Annotated in this window: 14 protein-coding genes; 8 read left to right on the forward strand and 6 right to left on the reverse strand. The window is 48.6% G+C overall.

Annotated features, from left to right (window positions below; all coding sequences use genetic code 11):
• Positions 1–13 precede the first annotated feature (13 nt).
• Positions 14–2,281: a DUF2309 domain-containing protein gene (locus ACYVJM_RS15815; RefSeq protein ID WP_461149198.1), complete on the forward strand. Its 2,268-nt coding sequence runs from the start codon at positions 14–16 to the stop codon at positions 2,279–2,281.
• A gap of 224 nt (positions 2,282–2,505) precedes the next feature.
• Here ACYVJM_RS15815 and ACYVJM_RS15820 read toward each other — a convergent pair whose 3' ends face one another.
• Positions 2,506–2,928 (reverse strand): response regulator, encoded by a 423-nt coding sequence (locus tag ACYVJM_RS15820; protein ID WP_461149199.1) that lies wholly within the window; start codon positions 2,926–2,928, stop codon positions 2,506–2,508.
• Between the two features lie 315 nt (positions 2,929–3,243).
• Here ACYVJM_RS15820 and ACYVJM_RS15825 point away from each other — a divergent pair, with 315 nt between their 5' ends.
• On the forward strand, positions 3,244–3,795 hold the full coding sequence (locus tag ACYVJM_RS15825) for a response regulator (protein WP_461149200.1): 552 nt from the start codon (positions 3,244–3,246) through the stop codon (positions 3,793–3,795).
• 90 nt (positions 3,796–3,885) lie between these two features.
• Here the strand turns inward: ACYVJM_RS15825 and ACYVJM_RS15830 are convergent, their stop codons facing one another.
• The gene (locus ACYVJM_RS15830) at positions 3,886–4,404 is read right to left on the reverse strand and encodes a DinB family protein (RefSeq protein ID WP_461149201.1); all 519 of its coding nucleotides are present in this window, start codon (positions 4,402–4,404) and stop codon (positions 3,886–3,888) included.
• Positions 4,405–4,600: 196 nt separating this feature from the next.
• Complete coding sequence (locus ACYVJM_RS15835) at positions 4,601–4,786, reverse strand: hypothetical protein (RefSeq protein WP_461149202.1); 186 nt, start codon at positions 4,784–4,786, stop codon at positions 4,601–4,603.
• A 280-nt stretch (positions 4,787–5,066) separates the two neighbouring features.
• Here ACYVJM_RS15835 and ACYVJM_RS15840 point away from each other — a divergent pair, with 280 nt between their 5' ends.
• A complete protein-coding gene (locus ACYVJM_RS15840) occupies positions 5,067–5,666 on the forward strand; it encodes a hypothetical protein (protein ID WP_461149203.1) in 600 nt (199 codons plus the stop codon).
• A gap of 81 nt (positions 5,667–5,747) precedes the next feature.
• On the opposite strand, the gene ACYVJM_RS15845 is transcribed toward ACYVJM_RS15840, so the two are convergent.
• Positions 5,748–9,209, reverse strand: coding sequence for a carboxypeptidase-like regulatory domain-containing protein (locus ACYVJM_RS15845; protein ID WP_461149204.1), 3,462 nt, complete (start codon positions 9,207–9,209; stop codon positions 5,748–5,750).
• Positions 9,210–9,400: 191 nt separating this feature from the next.
• Between ACYVJM_RS15845 and ACYVJM_RS15850 the strand changes: the two genes are divergently transcribed.
• The 4 genes from ACYVJM_RS15850 (at position 9,401) to ACYVJM_RS15865 (ending at position 14,696) form a co-directional block, all read left to right on the forward strand.
• A complete protein-coding gene (locus tag ACYVJM_RS15850; RefSeq protein ID WP_461149205.1) occupies positions 9,401–10,297 on the forward strand; it encodes an EamA family transporter in 897 nt (298 codons plus the stop codon).
• 120 nt (positions 10,298–10,417) lie between these two features.
• On the forward strand, positions 10,418–11,125 hold the full coding sequence (locus tag ACYVJM_RS15855; RefSeq protein ID WP_461149206.1) for a hypothetical protein: 708 nt from the start codon (positions 10,418–10,420) through the stop codon (positions 11,123–11,125).
• Between the two features lie 1,096 nt (positions 11,126–12,221).
• Positions 12,222–13,352 carry an acyltransferase family protein gene (locus ACYVJM_RS15860; protein ID WP_461149207.1) on the forward strand — a complete coding sequence of 377 codons (1,131 nt, stop codon included), beginning with the start codon at positions 12,222–12,224 and terminating at the stop codon, positions 13,350–13,352.
• A gap of 564 nt (positions 13,353–13,916) precedes the next feature.
• Entirely contained in the window at positions 13,917–14,696 is a 780-nt protein-coding gene (locus ACYVJM_RS15865; RefSeq protein ID WP_461149208.1) for a LytR/AlgR family response regulator transcription factor, read from the forward strand.
• A gap of 12 nt (positions 14,697–14,708) precedes the next feature.
• Here the strand turns inward: ACYVJM_RS15865 and ACYVJM_RS15870 are convergent, their stop codons facing one another.
• Positions 14,709–17,108 carry an outer membrane beta-barrel protein gene (locus ACYVJM_RS15870; RefSeq protein ID WP_461149209.1) on the reverse strand — a complete coding sequence of 800 codons (2,400 nt, stop codon included), beginning with the start codon at positions 17,106–17,108 and terminating at the stop codon, positions 14,709–14,711.
• A gap of 182 nt (positions 17,109–17,290) precedes the next feature.
• On the opposite strand from ACYVJM_RS15870, the gene ACYVJM_RS15875 reads away from it, so the two are divergent.
• A complete protein-coding gene (locus ACYVJM_RS15875; RefSeq protein ID WP_461149210.1) occupies positions 17,291–18,427 on the forward strand; it encodes a sensor histidine kinase in 1,137 nt (378 codons plus the stop codon).
• Between the two features lie 687 nt (positions 18,428–19,114).
• Here ACYVJM_RS15875 and ACYVJM_RS15880 read toward each other — a convergent pair.
• The gene (locus ACYVJM_RS15880; RefSeq protein ID WP_461149211.1) at positions 19,115–20,137 is read right to left on the reverse strand and encodes a sterol desaturase family protein; all 1,023 of its coding nucleotides are present in this window, start codon (positions 20,135–20,137) and stop codon (positions 19,115–19,117) included.
• Between the last annotated feature and the right edge of the window lie 139 nt (positions 20,138–20,276).

Consider the following 20,276-nt stretch of genomic DNA (forward strand, 5'->3'; position numbering starts at 1 on the left):
CATCCCTCCAAACATGAATACAACCATCGTGGACACAACCGTCGTAGATACGGCCATTTTAATCGAAGAAGACGATCAACTTGTACAACTGGCAGAAAAGCTGGGTACAGCCCGCATAGCTGGTCTGGTGACGCAAAGTTTCAAGCTAATAGCGCCGTTCTGGCCGCTGAAAAATCTGATTGCCGTCAACCCGCTCCAGGGGTTCGAAGATTTACCCATTGAAGAAGCGCTGCCCTTAGGCAGTGCCTATTTTCAGCAGGCTTCTTTGCCGGAACCGATGGAAGCCATCAATCGTCAAACCATCAAATGGCTACAGGCGTATTTTGATGATGGTCAGGCAACGCTGCCCATGCCCCTGCGTCAGCAAGGGTTATATGCTGCCTGGCGACAGCTTGCCCTGCATGATGGCTGCTTACATAAGAACGATGAACAAAAGAAGGCATGGTTAACCACCCTGCCCGAAAATCCGGTGCAGGCCATACAACTGTATCTGCTGCGCGCTGGTATTGCGCCTGCCGAACACGAGCAATTTCTAACCCTGCTGCTCACCACACTGCCGGGCTGGGCAGCCTACATCCGGTACCGTACCGACTGGGCGGGACTCGATGCCAACCATCCCCATCCGGTAACCCAGGTCGACTATCTAGCCATGCGGCTCATCATCACCCAGTTATTGTGGCCGGACGCGAAGGTGTTATTGGGCTGGCATCAGGAAGTGCTTGAACAGGTTCAGTCTAAACCAGACGTACTGGCAAATATTCAGCAGGCCGAAGACACGTATCGTCTGCCGCTGCTTCAGCAACTGGCTGCCCAACCGCTGACCGAAGCCCGTACGCCCGACGCTCAACTTGTCTTCTGCATCGATGTTCGATCAGAACCCTTTCGACGGGCGCTGGAAGCTACGGGCGACTACCAGACGCTCGGTTTTGCGGGTTTCTTTGGCGTCCCGGTTCAGATTACGGACACCGTAACGGGCGAAACGCATGCCTCCTGTCCAGTGCTCCTCGCGCCTAAACATACAGTTCACGAATCGCCTTGCTGTAGCCCGGCCGAAGAGGTTCAGGATCGTACGGCCTACGGTCGTCAGAGGAAGCTCAAGCAGCTCTATCAATCCCTGAAATACAGCTTCACGACGCCCTTTGCGCTGGTCGAAAGTATGGGGCTGGCCAGTGGCACCTGGATGGGATTACGCAGCCTGGCCCCCGGTCTGGCATCGCGGCTCAAGCACAGCGTAAGCCAGTCGATCCGAAAACCGATGGCGGTAGCCCCATCGCTGGATACGCTCCCGCTGGCCGATCAGTGCGTTTATGCCGAAGGAGCGTTGCGGGTAATGGGACTGACCCATCATTTTGCTCCAATGGTTGTTTTCTGCGGCCATGGCAGCACGACCCAGAATAACGCCTATGCCACAGCGCTTGACTGCGGAGCCTGTGGCGGCCGACACGGAGCCCCGAACGCCCGTATCCTGGCGGGAATTCTGAATAAAACGGAGGTCAGAACGTATCTCGGTAAGCAAGGGATTGCGATACCAGATACCACCCGCTTTATCGCGGCTGAGCACAATACGACTACGGACGAAGTTACTCTCTATGGCGATGAAGCAGCTGAAGCGTGTAAAAAGTTGACGCAGGATCTGGCAAAAGCCCGACTGGCTAATAGCCTTGAGCGGCTCAAGCAGATGCAAACAAACGCGGATCATAGCGGTGGGGCGCAGCAAACCTGGCTGCGGTCGCAGGATTGGGCTCAGGTGCGTCCCGAATGGGGACTGGCACGTAATGCGGCTTTTATCGTCGGTCCGCGTGAACTGACTTCGGCCCTTAATTTGCAGGGGCGCTCTTTTCTGCATTCATACGACTACACACAGGACCCGGCGGGCTCGTCGCTCACGACGATTTTAACGGCCCCTATGGTCGTCGCCGAGTGGATCAATACGCAGTACCTGTTTTCTACACTGGACAATGTAGCCTTTGGCGGGGGCAGCAAAATAACGCAGAACATAACCGGCAAGATCGGCATCATGCAGGGGAATGCCAGCGACCTGATGACGGGCCTGCCTTTGCAATCGGTTTACGCCAGTGATGAGCTTGCCTATCACAAGCCCCAGCGTTTATTGACGGTTGTCTATGCTCCCCGTCCACTACTGGATGCCATTATTCAGGCGCAACCGGTATTGCAGAAACTGTTTGGGAATGGGTGGGTGCAACTGGCCTGCATTGAGCCGAACGATCGCCAAACGTATCAGTTAAATCGGGCTCTGACATGGCAGAAGGTAAACGGATAGCGCATTGCCCGGACGCAGACACGGATTATTCAACCATATCTGTAGCCTGCGAGGTAATGCACACAGTACATCTCTAATGGCGAGAAGATAGGGCAGGGGGCGTCAGTCAAATTCGTTGGCTGGCCACTGATCCGGTAGTGACACAAAAGGTGCTGGTTAAGACTAACCAGCACCTTTTTTTCTTTTATCAGCCGATTCGCACCGGCACATGGTAATAGCCCCGGTCAGGAAGGGCCAAGACTATGAACCGTATCGAACCAGTACTCGCTTAACAGTTCGATCCGTCTGCTCAATTCCTTAAAGGTCAGGGGTTTAATCAAATAGGCATTCGCGCCAATCGTGTACGACTTAAATATATCTCCTTTGTGGGCAGATATGCTTAGCATCACAACCGGAATTTGTTTGTAGTCGGAAGAGGCTTTAATCGTACTCAAAACATCGAAGCCGTTACAGCCGGGCATATTGATGTCCAGAAAAATAATGGTAGGTCGTCCATTCGCTTCCAGCCAGGGCATCAGCTCATCCCCTCGGTTAATAATCTTGACCTCACAAGCTGGTCGACAGGCTTTGATGACCTCTTGAACCAGGAAGCTATAGTCAGGATCATCATCCACTAAAATGACCTGCTTTGCCTGATTGTCTTTCATAAGTACCTGATACGTTTACGGTGTAGGAAAAAGAAGTGCAACTAGCTAATAACAAACGGCTTATGCAAATTAGTGTTGTATCTATTATTATCATGGGTTCTACACGTGTAAATACAATAATATAGGCCGCCGATATAAGATAATAGTTAAACTCGATCTATGGAATGAATCGACTGTACTAACCTGTAAATAGCTCTCATAAACTAATACATGGAAGTGTATAAATACGATATATGGTAATGTATACATTTATTTTAAAGTTTGATTTGATGTATGTACATTGGATAGATTTTATTCACACCGATACGTTTACAGATGGAAAATAAGAATGGGCATGTTCTGATTGTCGATGATGACCCTGCTTACACGTACTTACTTGAGGAAGCACTAAACGGGTGTCAGCAACGCCCAGCCATTCATGTGCTCCACACGGGCACTGATCTGCTAGCCTGGTTAGCGGTTAACCAAAGGCCTTCCCTCATTCTTCTCGATGTCAATATGCCCCTGGTTAATGGATTTAGCCTGTTGGCCAAAGTGAAAGATAGTGACCCTTATAAGGCAATTCCTGTGGTCATGATGACGGTTATAGGCGATCGACACAGTGTAGCGAAAGCTTACAATTTTGGGGCAAGTGCCTACATTATCAAACCAGCGAGCGTTGAGGCATTGCAGCGTCGATTAGACCTGTTAAGCAGCTTTTGGATGGATACCGATCAAGGCTCCTGGGGGAAGCGTGCGCCCATTCGTCAGGAATTCGAGCGGCATTTCAGTCAATATCGACGAGCGGCTTATGAGGGTCTTCATCGATGGCAAGATCAAGACGGAGAACTCCGTTTTAATGACCTGTCCGAATGTACAGAAGACTAATCAGCCGGTGTGCTATGAAAAAGCCTTTGCCAACACAATGGTTGGCAAAGGCTTTGTAAAATGGCTTACCCACTGTGGGCTCACGGCAGGCTATACCTGAGGGCGATCCCAAAAAGCAGGCGGTTCTACGCCCAGGGTGCGTAGGTAGACATAAGCCTGACCCCGGTGATGAATTTCATTATCGATCAGGTAGAAAAGAAACCAGTAAATAGGTCCTTCATATAGACCAAAAGCCTTATCGACCTCCTGGAAGCGGGCGGGTGAAATCTGGGGCCAGCAGGCATCAATCTTCTCGGTCACCCGATCCCACTGCGCCAGTACCTGCGCCTTCGTCGTTGCTTTGGGGGCTGCTTCCGAATGCTCGCCAAATGAAGGCCACTCGCCTGAAATAACACCCTGCATGCTCTGGTCGGCCATCTGAAGGACTTCATCAACCAGTGCCGAACAAGGTCGCATTCCGCCCAGCGTATACGAAAAGAAGTGCTCGTCGGGGTAGACTTCGATCAACCGGCGGGTGAGGCCCCGGTGCCCCTGCCAATGGGCAAGAAGTTGTTCGGGTGAGAGAACGATCTGGCTCATCGTTTGGCTAAGCTGCGCTGTGTTTTCCATAGTCTGCTAGTGCTTTAAATTGTCGATTGATTAACAGTACAAAGAAAAGCCAGGGGTGTGACAGCTGTATGTCAGTAGTGAATCCGGTCGTTTGGAGTAATAAAATGGCTCGTGATTGGACAGGCATTGAAGGAATTGACCTAGTTAAATCAGGTGTAACAATTTATCCTTCATGTTCGTGGAAGTTAGATAGAGCCTAGGGGTTTTCCTCTCGTACTGCTTCAAGTATTTCTTCAGCCAGCCTTTGAATTCGTTGCTCAATCACTTGTAGGGGCTGCCCTGTTTCTTTCGCGATCCGCTCCGCTTCAAGCTGTTCGAGTACCCGTAAATGGGCCTGTGTTACCAATAGCAACTCTTTTGATTCCAGTATATTCAGATACATGCAACGGATAGTTTAGAGCCAGTAAGTTAAACGACTGTGCTAAAGTACAGGAGATCAATTTGTCTATAGACGTTCAAAATACGTCAACTTGAGAATGACCTTCTGTCTCAACCGGTTCATTTTTTGCGGCTATTCAGTCTGAATTTTTGACACCTGCCCTGTAATGCTGTGGCTTGATCAGTACCATATGAGGTAGAAAAGAGCGGGAAACTTAACTCAGGAATAGATTGGCACAGCCAAAATCCCGATTAGATTTACGGCAGAATCCCGTTATGAAAACATGAATTATCGACTTAAGTATAAAATAACCCGCTGGAGTTGGGGCTTACTGGGTCTCGCTTTGTGGCAGTGTACGCCCGAAGCAGCGCCCAAAATTGATTACGATCAGGTAGCGGCTCAGGTCATGACCGAACTGAAGCCACAACTCGTAGGGACGTGGAAAATCAGGCAGGTACACGTAAGCCCTAACGCACCTAACCGAATCAACCGGCTTAACTTACGTCAGGATAGTACTTTTCAGGACCTGGGCTTACTAACGATCCTGCCCGCAGCCAGGCCACGCCAGACGCCTGTCGATCCCCGTTACAGCGAATACGACGGAACCATTCAGTATAATAAGAAGACGTACCCCATTCAGTTTAATGCATGGCCGGGCCCCCGGATTTATAGCCCGGGCCAGAAGGGACCTCAAGCTTTTTTGCTGTTTAGCTTTCATTTCCCCGATGGGATTCGTTTTCCCGAAGCTGAAGAAACGTTTCTGGAGAACTTGGGGCTTATCAACGAAACCTTCTCGCTGGAAACCACGGTTGGTCAACCGACCATGCAATGGGTGGGTTTGAACCGGGGTATTCAGCGAATGGACTTCGTTAAACAACCTTAAGCAAAGTGGACCAGCTTCTAAGGAAGCGATTTTTGGGACAGGTATCATCAACAACTATCGAATCACATTCGTCGCATACGGTTACTTTTTCACTGAATACACTACTTTTCCTGTGCCCGGCAGCCCACCGGAACTTAGTCCTTCGGCTACCGTCTGAATCGTCGTTTCTTTATCGGTATTGTAAAACGTTACGGTTGCCTTACCATTGGCGTCCGTTTGCAGGGATGGATTCCAATACAGGGTAGCCCGACCATCAGCCGGAGTCGTTTGGGTGGGCGGAGTGCTATACTGGGGAGCATAAAACTCCCGGCTAACCGTGTAACCGGCAATTTTGCTGATAACCTGATTGGGTTGTGCTTCGCCGTCTCCACCCCGCCGGGTGAGAATATTAATGACACCACCGCGAGCCCGTACGCCAAAGATGGCATAGGTAGCCGGGTTTTTTAACACATCAATCGCTTCAACATCGTTGGGATTGATAGTTGCCAGAACGGTGTTATCGATTATTGTTCCATCCATCATAACCGCAGCAGGCTCGTTCCGGATACTTATCAAACCGGAGCCATCGCCATTCATGGAAACGGTAACGCCCGCTACCTGGCCCTGTATCATGCGCAGCACCGTGGGCATCGAACGCATCTGATCGGTGGCGACTACCGTTGCGTCCGCAGTCCCGTACATTATACGGCGATAATCACGCTGGTCGCCTTCTTTCCGGGCCTTCACATTAACGGCCTGTAGCAACCGTCCGCCATTTTCGAGCTGCTGTCTGGCTACTGCCTGCGTCTCCAGCGCCTGATTGATTATGGCCTTCAGATGAGCTGAGCCGGAAACCGGTAAGGAAGGCAGGGAAACAAAATTGGGTATAGTCTGCTCATCCAATGAGAGACGAATGCGCCGGTTCCCGTTAGGGCGTATCATGACCGTTGCCGTATCGGAGAACAATAGGTTCATCAGCGAAAACCGGCCCTCTTTATCCGTCTTGATGTCCATTGGCACCAAACGCTGGATGGTTTTAAGGATACCCGTCATTGCTGCTTCACGGGCCGGACTGTGGTCATCTTCATAACGTACCCGACCGCCAATAGATAAGCCTGTTTCCAGCCCGTACACTGGACGCGTGGTGCTGTCGCTCATGAGGGCCTGCCAACTAAAACGTCGCCAGCCGTGGGTCATCATCACATAATCCAGATACTGCCGGGTGCGGGCTTCCGTCGACTCGAAGTAATAGTCAGGGGCCTCGATGTGGCCTCGTAAATCGGAGGTTAGTAACAGGTAACTCCGCAGGGTAGGGGCTCCCGGCTCGAGTTCTGCTGCCTGTTTGGTGTCAGTAACGGCGACTGAAAGTTTAGTTGGAATAGGTTTTCCCGATGAATCACTGACTGAAAAGTGGAGCGTAACGGGTTGTCGCGGCTGATACGTGTCTTTGTCGGACCGGATTTGAATGTGTAGTTTCCGATGTCGATCGATAAATGCCAGGCGCTCCGCCACCGGATGGTTATCGGCATCAAACAGCGTCAAGTGTAAAATTCCATCCTGCCGAATCGAATCATAAGGAATGGCAGCCAGCATCTCGGTTTTGTTGGCATCCAACTGGGCCTGATAACAAATTTGCCCCCGCACGTGCGCAAACAAGGTTAATTGCCCCATTTCGGGCTGGTTGCTCCGAATCAAAACGCGTAGCGCCTGCGAATTTGTCAGGTTATCGACCGCCAACGCATAGCCGGTAGGTAAGGCTTCCGGCAAATCAGCCGGAAGTAAGGGGCCATTGGCAGAGGTGGCTAAAATCCGGTAATGCTGGCCGGGCTGGGGCGTAAGCGTGAACGTGCCCATGCCCCGGTGCAGGCTCTGGAAATCGCTTAACGTGTCCCCTTTTTGATTGGTGAGCACACCCTTTATGGCTATGCTGCGGCCCTGTGCATCGAGTGCCTGAAAGGCTACCCGTGCGGGCAGGCCTTCCACTAAGTTGCCGCCTTCGGGAAACAGGCGAACCGTTAGCCCGACTGCCTGGGATATCGTATTAGCTACTGGGAAGTTAGTGCCGGCCTCAATCCGAATGCGCTTTCGGAACAGAAATTCATTGTCCGCATTTCGCATCCAGTTGGTGTAGGCGAGCAGTTGATAGGTACCACCCGGTAGTGGAGCAGGTAGGGTGATGCTGCCGGGCGCTTGCCCTGTGCTGTCAATGCGGAGTAGTTGACGAACCTGAACCTCTCCGGTCGAATCAACCAGATTGACGTATAGCGTCTGGCTGAGAGCGCCGGGTTTGTGCTCGGTAGCCTCAACCACATATGCGTTAAACCAGAGGGTGTCGCCCGCTACATACTGCACCCGGTCGGTATGCAAATAAGCTTTCTCGGCATAATAAGCGGTTTTGGCAGTAGGTATTGCCCGTACTAAATCGGCGCCATTGGGGGTTATCACGCCATCTGGCTGTGTAGGTTGCCAGTCGGCGGGAAGTAGCGTAGACAGTCGGTCCTGGCCTAAAGAGCCTTGCATCTGTACGCCATTCGGCACGGTTATCCACCCATTGGTGAGCAGCTGCATCGAACCCGTGGGTAATTTTATTCGGGTATAGGCATAGGGGGCATCCCGGTAGGGCGAGTAGGGCGATAGAACTTTGGTATAAAGAACAATGAGGGGCTTGGTTGCCACGAGCATCCGTTCAAACGGCAGTTGGCCCGGCTGAATCAAATCCGACTGGCGAATGGGCCGAAGCTTTTGTTCAATGGCCTGTTTTAGCGTGATCGATGCACTCGAGTTATACGTTGACAGGGTAGAATCCTGCTCTTCATACACCAAAAAATTCTGCTCCTGATAGTCGCCGGCAATTAAGCTGGTCATCAGGTGCCGGGTTGAGCCTAAGTAGGCCCGCATCCGGTTTCGCTGAAATCGTTTTTCCTGCCGCTTATTTTTCTGATCAATTTCTTCAAACCGGGCCGAGCCGCCGTAGTACACCTGCCTTGCTTCGCCATGGAAATACGTCAGGTCGAACCAGAGACGATACCCTAATGCCTGATTCTGAATTTGGAGCGGCTCAGTTGCCACGGCTTTTAAGTAGCCGTTAGCCTCTTCGAAGTGAAGCACATCGGGGTTGAGCAATACACATTGGTTGCCAAAAGGTTCGCCGAACAGCTGGTTTTTAAATTGTTGAAGCTGCCGTTGCCACACCTGCTCGTTTCGCTTAGCGGTTATAGTCACCCCGGCTAACGTCTGATCGCCGGATTTCAGCCGAAAATTTATCGGCTGGGTTGGGGTACTAAGCAGACGCAACGTTTGCTGCTCCGTTTTATACCCCACAAACGAAGCCACTAGTTCCACGGTCCCCAACGGTACATTGGTCAGCACAAAGTTGCCTTTACTATCGCTGATGGTACCGTGTGTGCTGTTGTTGAGATAGACATTGGCAAACGGCATCGGCTCACCAGTGCCGGCATCACGGACGTTGCCAGTGAGGGTAGTTGTGCTCTGAGCCAATACGCCGGATACTCGACCAGCTATCAGGATAGTAATCAGGCTAAGCAGAACAAGCACACGAGTCATCTTGGTATGGATTAATTTTTAAATTCGGTTAATTCTCCGTTGCAGGGTCGCCCGGTCAAATTTTTCAGAATCTTCCAGGTTCAAATCAGCAGACTGCGATTAAAACTGTACAGAAGGGACGAAAAATAGACGAAATATTGCAAAGTTGACATGCCAATTTTGCGCCTGAATCACATTAGCCTGAAATGGGGATGAAATCAACAACAGTGAAAGGGTTTGGCCTGGCTATTGGTGCGGCCCTCCTCTGGGGAGTGTCGGGAACAGTCGGACAGTTTCTCTTCCAACATCGGAGCCTCAACGTAGAATGGCTGATCACAACCCGAATGCTCGCAGCGGGTGCCCTTCTTCTGCTTTTTTCTGCATTTGTCGAAAAAACAGTGCTCCTGCCCATATGGCGACACAAAAGGGACGCCGTGCAGTTGGTCATTTTTAGTCTTGCGGGGATGCTGGCCGTTCAATACACGTACTTTGCGGCTATTAAAGAGTCCAATGCTGCCACGGCAACGGTGCTGCAATATGCAGGGCCGATTCTAATAACGAGTTATCTGGCTATCAAAAATAGAGTCATGCCCACGGCTACGGAACTGGCCGCTCTCTTCCTGGCCATCTTTGGGACAGTGCTGTTGGTAACTCGCGGCAGTATGATGAGCTTGTCCATTTCGGGCTTAGCCTTGCTGTTTGGGATTGGCTCTGCGGTTACGCTGGCCATTTATACGCTGCAACCAGCCAGTCTGTTAGCGAAGTACAGCTCCTCGCTGGTGATCGGTTGGGGTATGTTTTTTGGCGGCATGGTTTTCTCTCTGGTAAGAGCACCTTGGCAGGTAAGCGGCCTATGGGATCTGCAAACCTATATGGGCATGGGCTTCATTATCGTATTTGGGACGTTGGTTCCCTTTTACGCCTATGTATCTGCGGTGAAGTTAATTGGCGGTCAGAAAGCCAGTTTATTAGCTTCCGTAGAGCCACTTTCAGCTACCCTGATGGGGGTCATCTGGCTACACATATCCTTTTCAGGTCCGGAATGGATTGGTAGTCTTTGCATTATATCAACCATCTTTCTCTTAAGCAAGCAGTCCAAGCATGACTAGAAACAGGATGGTTATTGCTTTCATAGAAGATTCATTTTCCCAGCGTTACATACACCTGAAGAACTCAACTTTAACCTACACCTTAGGAACAACGTATTCTGCAATTGACTACTCTTAGCCATGAAACTTATATCGCTCGCCTGTTTCCTATTAATTGGTATACAATCTATCGTTGCTGCTCAAAGCAACCAATACGTCCGGGTAAAAGCGGGGGAGAATCTAACGAATTCTGTTTCGTTCAATGAACGCTACCAATACCCGGCATTTACTGCGGGGCAGCTGGTTTACGCGTCCAGCAAGTCGTCTGCGGCCAGGTTTAACTACAATCTTTTTTTGGGTGAGATACATTTTATCAGCGCTACTGGCGATACACTGGCACTGCAAAATGATCCCACGGTTCAGCTCGTGGTTATCGGCCCAGACTCGTTTTATTACGAGTATCCAAAGTCCTATTGGCAGCTGGTGTCTACCTACGGTTCCGCTAAACTACTTATTAAACGAACCATGGTTTTGATTGATCGAGAGAAAGAAGGAGGGTATAAACAATCAACGGGGGCTTCAGCCATACGAACCACCACCACTTATTCCGGCGCCAACGGATCGTTAGCTCGCTTAAACACCCATAGCGATATGTTATTTTCTAAAAGGGCTGAGTATAAATTACGGGATAGCAACGGCAAGTTTCATCTGGCAAACCAAGCTGGTTTTCTGAATCTATTCGCTAAAAACAAACAGGTTGTTAAACAATACTTAAAAGAGTACTCCATTAATTTCAATCAGGAAACTGATCTAAAAAATAGCCTTGCTTTTTGTGCTGCTCTGCCTTAAAAAAGCAGGAAATGAGGGTAGATACTAGTCTTCATAATTGATCGCCAACCATTTTGACAGTCAAAGTAATTCTATAATAAAAAAGTGCCCCGTATAAATACGTTATAGTTTTTTTTAGTTCGTTCTATTGAGATTTTTCGCATAGCTCAGTGTAAAGATATAATCGGTTTTTCTGTAACTAATTCTTGTTTGTAAAGCAGATACAATTAAAAACTTGATGAATTTTTGACTGTTTATACTGCTTTTTGAGCGCCTGATTGCCAAGGATTAGATCAATTTTGAATTGAAGGTTGTCGGGTTAATAAATTCACTAAAACTGATGTAGAGAAAAATATTCCTATTAGAAATAAGAAAGGAGCTTACATGTATATTGAGTTCTCTGCTACTGCATCGACAGCACCGACCAATTTTGCTATGTTTATGTCTTATAGAGACGAAGAAATCAATTAAATGAGCCTTGGAAAAACCGGCTCTTTATCCATTCAAGATTGTTACAGGAGGCTGTTCTGAAGGGAGTGAATTATTTACAGCGTGATCAGGCGCGTAGGAGCGGCTTCATTCGGAAGAGGGAGGAGCATTTGCTACAGACTAAGCTACATATCTGTAAATTATACGATTATTTTTAATTCTATCTGTCATATAAATAGCTGGATCCACGATTAAATATAATACAACTACCTGATAGAAAGGTAGTTGTATTTTTAATTAGCAAGGTTGTTGCATAAGTGATTTTTAAAATCCCTAAAATAAATTTAACGTAATAGAAGGGAGCACTTCACCGTTAGCAATGTTAAAGTTTCAATTACCTGGGAAATATTTTTACGTAAAAAAAACTTTAAGGATACGCTTGTGCAAATAAACGTTACATAAAAGTCTACAGAAATAAGTCTATTTTATATAAAATAGCACGTTTGTGAAATAGTCATGTTTCATTGATGTATTATTTTTTATAAAGAGATTTGCAGACGAATTAACTTTTGAAAAGAATACTTTTGTGTTTCTGATCATCTTATCTCGTATTAGACTACCTGAAGTGAGCAAATGCGTGTTGAAGAAAGATAATCGGGGAAAAGTCTCAACTTAACTTGAAAAACTTTTGAACTCTATAATTGTACCACAAACTCAAAAAGAGAATGTTAATCGATTTAAGCCGAACTATTCATTTGTTAATTGGATAAGGTTTGTTGCAATACTATCGATAGTGTATGAGCACAGTCTGGATTTAGTAACACCGGAGAGCTCATCTCAAACTATTAATGCCAATGTTCATTATGTAAAAAGTATTAGCCAGGCATTAGCTATGCCGTGGATTGTACAGCCGATGAAATTTGGTACTATATGCTTCTTTATAATCTCGGGTTACTTACTCGGTAAGCATCTATCACTTCAAGAATCACCATGGTCCTATTATAAGAGAAGGCTTCAGGTGGTTGGAGTACCCTTCTTAATTGCTTCGGGTTTATTTTTGTTAAAGCACTCAGGGTTGTATGGCATATTGATTGGTCGTTATAACATTGACCTACTTACACTTGACTTCATACAAGAAAAAATTTGGGTGGTCATTTTTAATTCTGCCTACTGGTTTGTTTTTAATTTTCTTATTGTACTTGGCATATTCCTGCTGTTCTGGCGCCAATCGTACAAGCCAATATTTGGGTGGATTACGGGGCTAATCGCCTTATTTTACGGTATTAACATCTATCTGAATTGGATTGAGCAGCGACACAACCTGGCCATACCGCCGTATTTGTTTTATTTGTGGGTGGGTGTCTGGCTTTCACGTCGGCAAGATATTTTGGATCGGATACAACAACTGCCGAATCGTTGGTTAATCCTTTCTACGTTATTTACCCTATGTCTTGCAGTGCTTGAAAGTAAATACTTGTGGGCAGCAAACTCAATCAGTCCGTTTAACTCACTGCGTCTTACTAACCAACTATTTTCTGTGTTGGTTTTTGTTCTTCTGTTACGCAATGATTACTCTAAACAACTGTCTTGGGTTAACCCTCGGACTGAATCGTTTGGCGTTTATTTATATCACTTATATTTCACAGAATTTATTAACAATTTATTGAGGTTGTTAAATATTTTCACTTATTCGGTTGATAATACAGGCTTAGAACTAGCAATTACTACACTAGTACGGTTCTTTATGATATATACCTTGACAATGATGTTTGTTAAACTGATAAACAAAACTAGATTTAAATGGCTCTTCGGGAATTAAAACCAGGGCGTGTCGACAATTAAGTAAACAGTATAAGCCAAATTTGCTTTCTGTAACTTTGCAGGACTACCCACCAAATCATCATAAAAAATTGTATACCGCTATTGCTTTGTAATCTATTGTTAGCTAGCCCACGCCTGGCTCAGAACGATGTAATTATGGTGAGTTCTACCGGAACCACCAGTCGAAGTAGCGTATTTATTGGGGTAGGCAATCGGTAGGCGGTAGGACCGGGCTGCCGGAGCCCCGCCAAGATCCATGCATCGCGGTGGACGCCTAGGATCATCCACTACTTATCCGGCTAAGTGTAGGGCAACGGGCTGGTATTACTAACGACTGGATGCGGTGAATTACTTTCAGGCTGATTGAGCGTGTATAAGCGGATTTTTTCTGAAGAAGGGATAGCCTTCGTTATGGACTAGCTCACTATACTATTAACTATCTTCTACTGATCAGGAAGGGCATGTATCAGACGTAGTTAACCGCCATCAAACAGACAGCGCCAATCCCAATCAGCCGAAGCCGCTAGGAGGTTTGTAACGACGGCACTACTTTTGCAACCCGATGAATAACCCCCTTCGCTGCGCCATTATCGACGACGAACCTCTGGCCCAGGAGTTACTCGAAAAGTATGTCAGGCGCTTGTCGTCGCTGGAGCTTGTGGCTACGTTCGATGACGCGATTACCGCCTTCGACCAGTTACCGGCTCTCCGGGCAGATGTCCTTTTTCTCGATATCAATATGCCCGAGATGACAGGACTGGAATTTTTAAAGGTCTACCCGACCCCTCATCCTTTGGTTGTGATGACTACCGCTAATGCCCAGCATGCCCTGGACGGATTTGAGTTAGGGGTAGTTGATTATTTGCTCAAGCCCATTACGTTTGAGCGGTTTCTGAAAGCGATTGGGCGCGTTAAAGAGCGTTTTCAACCAACGTCCTGGCCCTCCGTAACCGATGGGAGTACCACCCAACCAACTCCTCCGAAGCCACCAACGCCCGAGCCGGAAGACATACGGTCGACTGAGTTTATTTATTTGAAAACCGATAAAAAACTAGAGCAAATTCAACTGAAGGACCTGGTTTTTGCTGAATCGCTGGGCGACTACCTCAAGGTCTTTCTGCCTGATCGGTTCGTAGTAACTCACTTAACCATGACGAAATTGAGTGAGATCTTACCGGCAGATCGCTTCCTGCGCATCAACCGGTCCTACCTCATTCAACTTCGGCACGTAAAAACTCTGGAAGGTAACTCGGTCCGCTTATCGACTGGCGACAATCTGGTGATTGGGCCTAACTACCGGGACGCGGTCAAAGAACGGATCAAGCGGGAGCTTGTTCAGTAATGCGTCGGTCCATCAGAGACCCATACGCCCTTTCTCATCCTCATTCCCCAGCTGCGTTTGGCGGGCGGCTTTGACAGTCTTCTTCCCAAAATTGTAGCTGAAGGAGACCTTCACGCGCTGGCTGTCGTTGTAGCTGCGCATGGTTAAATCAACCGCCCCGTAGTTAATGGCCAGGCGACTATAGAACGTCCGAAAAACGTCGCTTACGTCTACCCGGAGGTTGGCCCGGCGAGCCAGCAGGGATTTGGTGATGCTCATCGATACGCCACCAATCGCTTTCTGGGTAAACAACCCCGAGCGGGCCGATGACATATACACGAGGGTCAGTTCATATTTCCAGTCGCGGGGTAACGAAAAGATGTTGGTCGAATTTACGTTGACCCATAGTCCCGATGCCCGGTAGCGGGCGAGTTCGTTAACGGGCGAGTCTGTCAAGTTACCCGTGCCCATCAGGGTGGTATTGGTCTGCCACGACTTGGTGATGTTTTTGGCATAGGTGGCACCCAGGTAGAAGTCATGACTATTGCGCAGATTGGCATCGATTTGGGTGTATCGCCCCGTCTGCTCGTTCGCGATGAGTACGTTGGTGATTGGATCGCGACTGAAGGAATAATTGGCGAATAAATTCAGGCTACCTAAGGCATAAAAGGCGTCGAGGGTGTGAATGAATGTGGGCCGAATCTGCGGATTACCTTCGATTAGGGTGTATGGGTCAATCAGATACCGGTACGGCACCAGGCTGTTCAGGCTGGGGCGGCTTACTTTGCGACTCAGCGTCATGCCCCAGGAATTTCCATTCGTTAAACTCCGATTCAAACCCAGGCTGGGGAACAACCCCCTGTAGGTACGCGCCAGGTTCGACTGGATCAGACTTTGCTCGGTCTGTTCTGCCCGCAGGCCTCCCTGCAGAGACCAGCCTTTGGTAAACTGGCGGCTAAAATTGGTGTAAGCCGCGTAAGTGTGCTCCTGGTAAAGACCAATCTGGCTAAAGATGGGGTCGGTCACGAATTGATCTCCGACGCGGGTTTGCTGCTGAAGCGAGTTGTTGTTCCGGATGAAGACATATTTCGCCCCCAGGTCCATCCGCCAGCGTCCGCCCAGCACGGGTGTGCCGAAGTCAAGCTGACTAATGAAATTCCGTTGTTGATTAGGGTTGAGGATGCGAAGTTGGGTTGTTGGCCCCGCCGGAAGTCCTTCGGTAGTATTTTGGTAATTGATCAACTGGGTTTCGTCTTTGTCCTGTGTCGATTCGGTCAGGTAAACCGTCAATTCGCGGGGGCCGCCCGGGGCGTTAGCCGGGCCAAACTGGCCTTTATAGTTGAGGTTAAAATCATATACCCCGGCACTTTCCCGGTCGTCATTCCGGGTACGGATGGTGGAGTCAATGGCTGGCGTAGCCATGGTCCGGGTCAGTGTGTTAGTCGTTTTGGTATCCCGGTTCCACTTACCGTTGAGCCGCATTCCCACTGTGTGACGCTGGTTGATCGTGTAGTCAATGCCCATGTTGGTCGCTAACGACCGATAGCCATCGAAGGTTGTGATGTTGTTTTGCTGGAGGGTACCCGGAAAAGTACGGTTCACCAGCTGAGTCGAATAAGCCGTTGAGGGCAGCGTTGCATTCAAACTGCCAAATACGTTCCACTTACCCTGCCGGTAGTTGAGTGACCCATTCATCGACGAGCGGCTGTATTGTCCCTGTGAGTAGGTAGCCGATGCCCGGCCGTTGACGCCCTGCTCCCGACTTTTTCTGGTGACGATATTGACAACCGCGCCCACCGTGGCATCGTAACGCGCTGATGGATTGGTGATCAGCTCAATCCGCAGAATGTCTTCTGCCGAAAAGGTTTGTAGAAAACCTGCTAAACTGGCCTGCCCCATCTGGCGGCCATCGACCAGAATCAATACGCTGGATTTATTGCCCACACGCACGTTTCCGTTGTCGTAGCTCACGCGGGGCATATACCGGAGCAGGTCTTCCACCTTATTTCCCTGCGCAATCACGCTGCCTTCCACATTCATCACGATCCGATCGGGCTGCTGGCTGATGAGCGATTGCTGGGCTTTCACCGTGACCGATGCCAGTTGCTGCGCGCTGGGGAGTAGGGTAAAGACACCCAGATCGAGCGCGGGTGAGTTAGTGTTTAATATAATTTCTGATGAGTAATGGTCGCTGAATCCAACTGCGCTAATGTGTGTCCTGTAGGTTCCGGGCAAGAGCGTCTTGAAGACAAACCGACCAGCCTCGTCGGTCAGTGCTCCCTTTACAACCGATGAATCACGGGCATTGAGCAGGGCTACGGTGGCGTAGGCCAGGGGTTGGTTCGCTTTTTCGATGACGATACCGCTGAGTTGGGCCTGTGCCGTGGCCGTTACCAGAATTATTGACAAAAAGAGGGTGAGAAGCGTTTTCATGAATTGACCTGCGTTTGCTTGATTGATGAGGCAAACCTAGTCCTGCCGGACAGCAACCCCCAGTTAATTCGGTGAACCGATTCTGCTATTCGATGAAAAACCGATAGCCAGTTTCAACGAAAAAAATGAGGTCTTCATCGAAAAAGTCGCCGAATCACGTGCAACCAGCCCACTTTTGTACTATGAACGAACCCATGGCTATTCCCTTACTGGCCCGCATCGTGCCGAGCCGGTACGCTACCCGCTTCGCGTCGTTGCTGGTACTCTGTGTATTGGTTTATAATGATGGCTTTTCAGTCGATTTAATAAACCGATACGGGTTGATGGGCCAATGGGCTATGATTGGGCAATTCGCGCTTCAGGCAGGTATCTATTTCAGTTGGGGGTACTGGCTCTTTCCCCGGTATCTGTATCGATTTAAGCCCCTGCCCCTGCTAACGGGGATACTGCTAACCTACACGCTGTCGTACATTGCCAACTACCTTATCTTCAGTTGGCTGCATCGGGTGGCGGGTTTCCCCGCAACAGAGTATAATGAGCTGAAGAGCCTGTCCTGGCAGAATGTGCCCTTGTTGTGGGAACTTATGAACCAGCGCGGACCCCTGGGCCTTTACACCCATCCTGGCTTATTTGGCTGGAATTTTCTGCTTTCTTTCGCCTACCCATCGCTGTTGCTGGCAGCTAAGGCGTTTTACGATAATATGGCTTCTCAGGTGAACAACGCCCGGTTGAAAGAGCAGAACGTGCAACTGGAACTGGACTACCTGAAAAGCCAGATCAATCCTCATTTTCTGTTCAACGTACTCAACAGCGTTTACGCCTTAACGGAAGAAGACTGCCCGCGGGCGGCTCAATTGGTGCATCAGCTGAGTGGCATGTTGCAGTACACGCTGTATGAGACCACCGAGCCCAAAGTGCCGCTTCACAAAGAACTTCAGTTTATCCGGGATTACGTGGCGCTGGAGAAAAATCGGACGGGGAAACGGGTGGATTTGCAGGTGGACTTACCCGAGTTCATTCCGGAAACGTTGCAAATTGTCCCGTTCCTATTGATTCCTTTTGTAGAAAATGCCTTTAAGCACGGGGTGCAGCGAACGGCCCGAAAATCCTGGGTTCAGCTTCAGGTATCGGTAACCGGAAACGATCTGCATTTGTTGGTAAGTAATAGTAAACCGGCTGCCCCTGAGCCAACAACGGGTGGATTGGGGCTGGCCAACGCCCGTAAACGATTAGCCTTGCTTTATCCCACCCATCGCCTTGCACTCCATGACGAGACAACGCAATATTCGGTATCGTTAACCGTGGACTTAACCGCCTAGCGGAACCCTGCCAGGTACCTATTATAATTGGTCCGCCTTTAAACACTAACCCGGTAAGTGTTCGCTTATTTGAGAGGTATGGTTGCTGAAATTATACGAATAACGAATACTGTTCGAACTGTCGACCTATAAAGTAGACTGAGTATACAATGCTGCTAATGATTTAACTATGTACCATTTACTTACAACCTTATTGCATAGCGTTGAATCAGTATGACAAACCCCTTTTCATTAAGAAGATTAACCATACTACCTAGACACTACTTGGTTTACCGTTCCATCAGTGCTCACCTGATAATGGACCTACACCTAAACTGACGGTTGAGCAAGCAAGTATTGTACTAGAGAAGGAGTTGAAGCCTAAACTAGTAGGCCAGTGGACACTCCGACGAGCAGATTTGAAGTGCCAGCCTGATAATGTCTTTCAAAAGCAGCTTAGGATAAGAAAGGATACCTCCTTTAGTGATTTAGCTGTTCTAACGTTTGCACCAACAACTCAACCTCGAACATCCCCAGGAGATCTGCGGGTAGGTGAATACGATGGTACAATTCAGTTTGGTAGTAAAACTTACCCCGTTCAATTTGATTTGCAGGGAGCCGATTACCGCGAAAGCCAGTTGGGTCGTTGGCCATAGATAACTCGTTTTCTGCCTGATTTACCTAAACTGACGGTTTGTGCTGGCCAGTTTAGGTATGTTGGCTTACAGGAGCCGCAGGTTCACCGGTAGTTTGCTGAAGATAGGTGTGACGAACCACTTTCGCCGTTTTGTGATCGCCGGTATGGCTCCAGCCGGGCGGCATAACGATGTATAATAGCTTGTTTACCAGGCCGGGAGCCCGCTTCATATCGATGAATAGCGCATGGAACTCCCCAAAGTAAGCATCCCCAAAATGACCCCGCCTGATTTGTCGGGATATGCCATATTCAATTTTCAACTCTTTTTCTTCCTGTTGTAAGGTACCAAAGGCTTTGTCCCAGATAGGCAATAAATTACAAAAGTTCGTGTCCATGTAAAGCGGATTCTTGGCATGGTGCACGCGGTGGTGGGAGGGGGTAAGCAGAATTTTATTGAGAAAACCCAGCCGACCGTCTTTCAGGAGGTTTTCGCCCACGTGAATAAAAGCGCCCCAGGTCCCATCAATGAACATGATGAGAAATAAAAGCGGGGGTGTCACCCCAAGTAACAGACAAATGGTAGTCCGGATGATATCGGCGTAGGGAGCTTCCAGGAAAAAGTGGGCATACGTAACCGAAAGGTTCATGTCTTCCGGTGCATGGTGGGTCGAGTGCAGGCACCAAAAAATCCGCACTTTATGGCCCAGATAATGGTAGACAAAGTGAGCGAGTTCCCAAACGATATACCCGTAAATGAACCAGTACCAGGTAAGGTCAGCCTTCAGCAAACCGTGGCCTTCAAACAAGCCGATGCAATAAGCCACTGCGCCAATGGAGAGATACCGGGAAATAAAGCGGTTAACAATGTAGATCAAAAAGGGCATCTTATAGTTTTCCACCTTAAAGGTGCGGTACAAACCTCCCCGAATCAGCTCGATCAGCAACAGGATCGGAATCAGGGGAGAAAGGGCCGATTGGAGTCCCTTCCAAGTAAGCAGCGACTGGTAATCGCCCGATCGGAACATCTCCATCCAATGGCGAATACCAAAAAAACCAGTAAACTCGTCGACAAGAACTTGCACGATATCTGTCATGATGAGTTGCTTTTGAGTTGAATTAATAACCTTCCTTACTAAACGAGAAGCCAAAAAAGAAGAAAGCCTACTACTGTCTGAAGCATTGAAAGGAGTCATTTTTGTTAGACCGTCGGTAGTGCGCTCGTTACTGAACATA

The organism is Spirosoma pulveris (genome assembly GCF_054781875.1).

What these genes read in the sequence shown, in the direction of transcription:
- ACYVJM_RS15815 (WP_461149198.1), top strand. Translation starts at nt 14, where the DNA reads ATGAATACAACCATCGTGGACACAACCGTCGTAGATACGGCCATTTTA.
- ACYVJM_RS15820 (WP_461149199.1), bottom strand. Translation starts at nt 2,928, where the DNA reads ATGAAAGACAATCAGGCAAAGCAGGTCATTTTAGTGGATGATGATCCT.
- ACYVJM_RS15825 (WP_461149200.1), top strand. Translation starts at nt 3,244, where the DNA reads ATGGAAAATAAGAATGGGCATGTTCTGATTGTCGATGATGACCCTGCT.
- ACYVJM_RS15830 (WP_461149201.1), bottom strand. Translation starts at nt 4,404, where the DNA reads ATGGAAAACACAGCGCAGCTTAGCCAAACGATGAGCCAGATCGTTCTC.
- ACYVJM_RS15835 (WP_461149202.1), bottom strand. Translation starts at nt 4,786, where the DNA reads ATGTATCTGAATATACTGGAATCAAAAGAGTTGCTATTGGTAACACAG.
- ACYVJM_RS15840 (WP_461149203.1), top strand. Translation starts at nt 5,067, where the DNA reads ATGAATTATCGACTTAAGTATAAAATAACCCGCTGGAGTTGGGGCTTA.
- ACYVJM_RS15845 (WP_461149204.1), bottom strand. Translation starts at nt 9,209, where the DNA reads ATGACTCGTGTGCTTGTTCTGCTTAGCCTGATTACTATCCTGATAGCT.
- ACYVJM_RS15850 (WP_461149205.1), top strand. Translation starts at nt 9,401, where the DNA reads ATGAAATCAACAACAGTGAAAGGGTTTGGCCTGGCTATTGGTGCGGCC.
- ACYVJM_RS15855 (WP_461149206.1), top strand. Translation starts at nt 10,418, where the DNA reads ATGAAACTTATATCGCTCGCCTGTTTCCTATTAATTGGTATACAATCT.
- ACYVJM_RS15865 (WP_461149208.1), top strand. Translation starts at nt 13,917, where the DNA reads ATGAATAACCCCCTTCGCTGCGCCATTATCGACGACGAACCTCTGGCC.
- ACYVJM_RS15870 (WP_461149209.1), bottom strand. Translation starts at nt 17,108, where the DNA reads ATGAAAACGCTTCTCACCCTCTTTTTGTCAATAATTCTGGTAACGGCC.
- ACYVJM_RS15875 (WP_461149210.1), top strand. Translation starts at nt 17,291, where the DNA reads ATGAACGAACCCATGGCTATTCCCTTACTGGCCCGCATCGTGCCGAGC.
- ACYVJM_RS15880 (WP_461149211.1), bottom strand. Translation starts at nt 20,137, where the DNA reads ATGACAGATATCGTGCAAGTTCTTGTCGACGAGTTTACTGGTTTTTTT.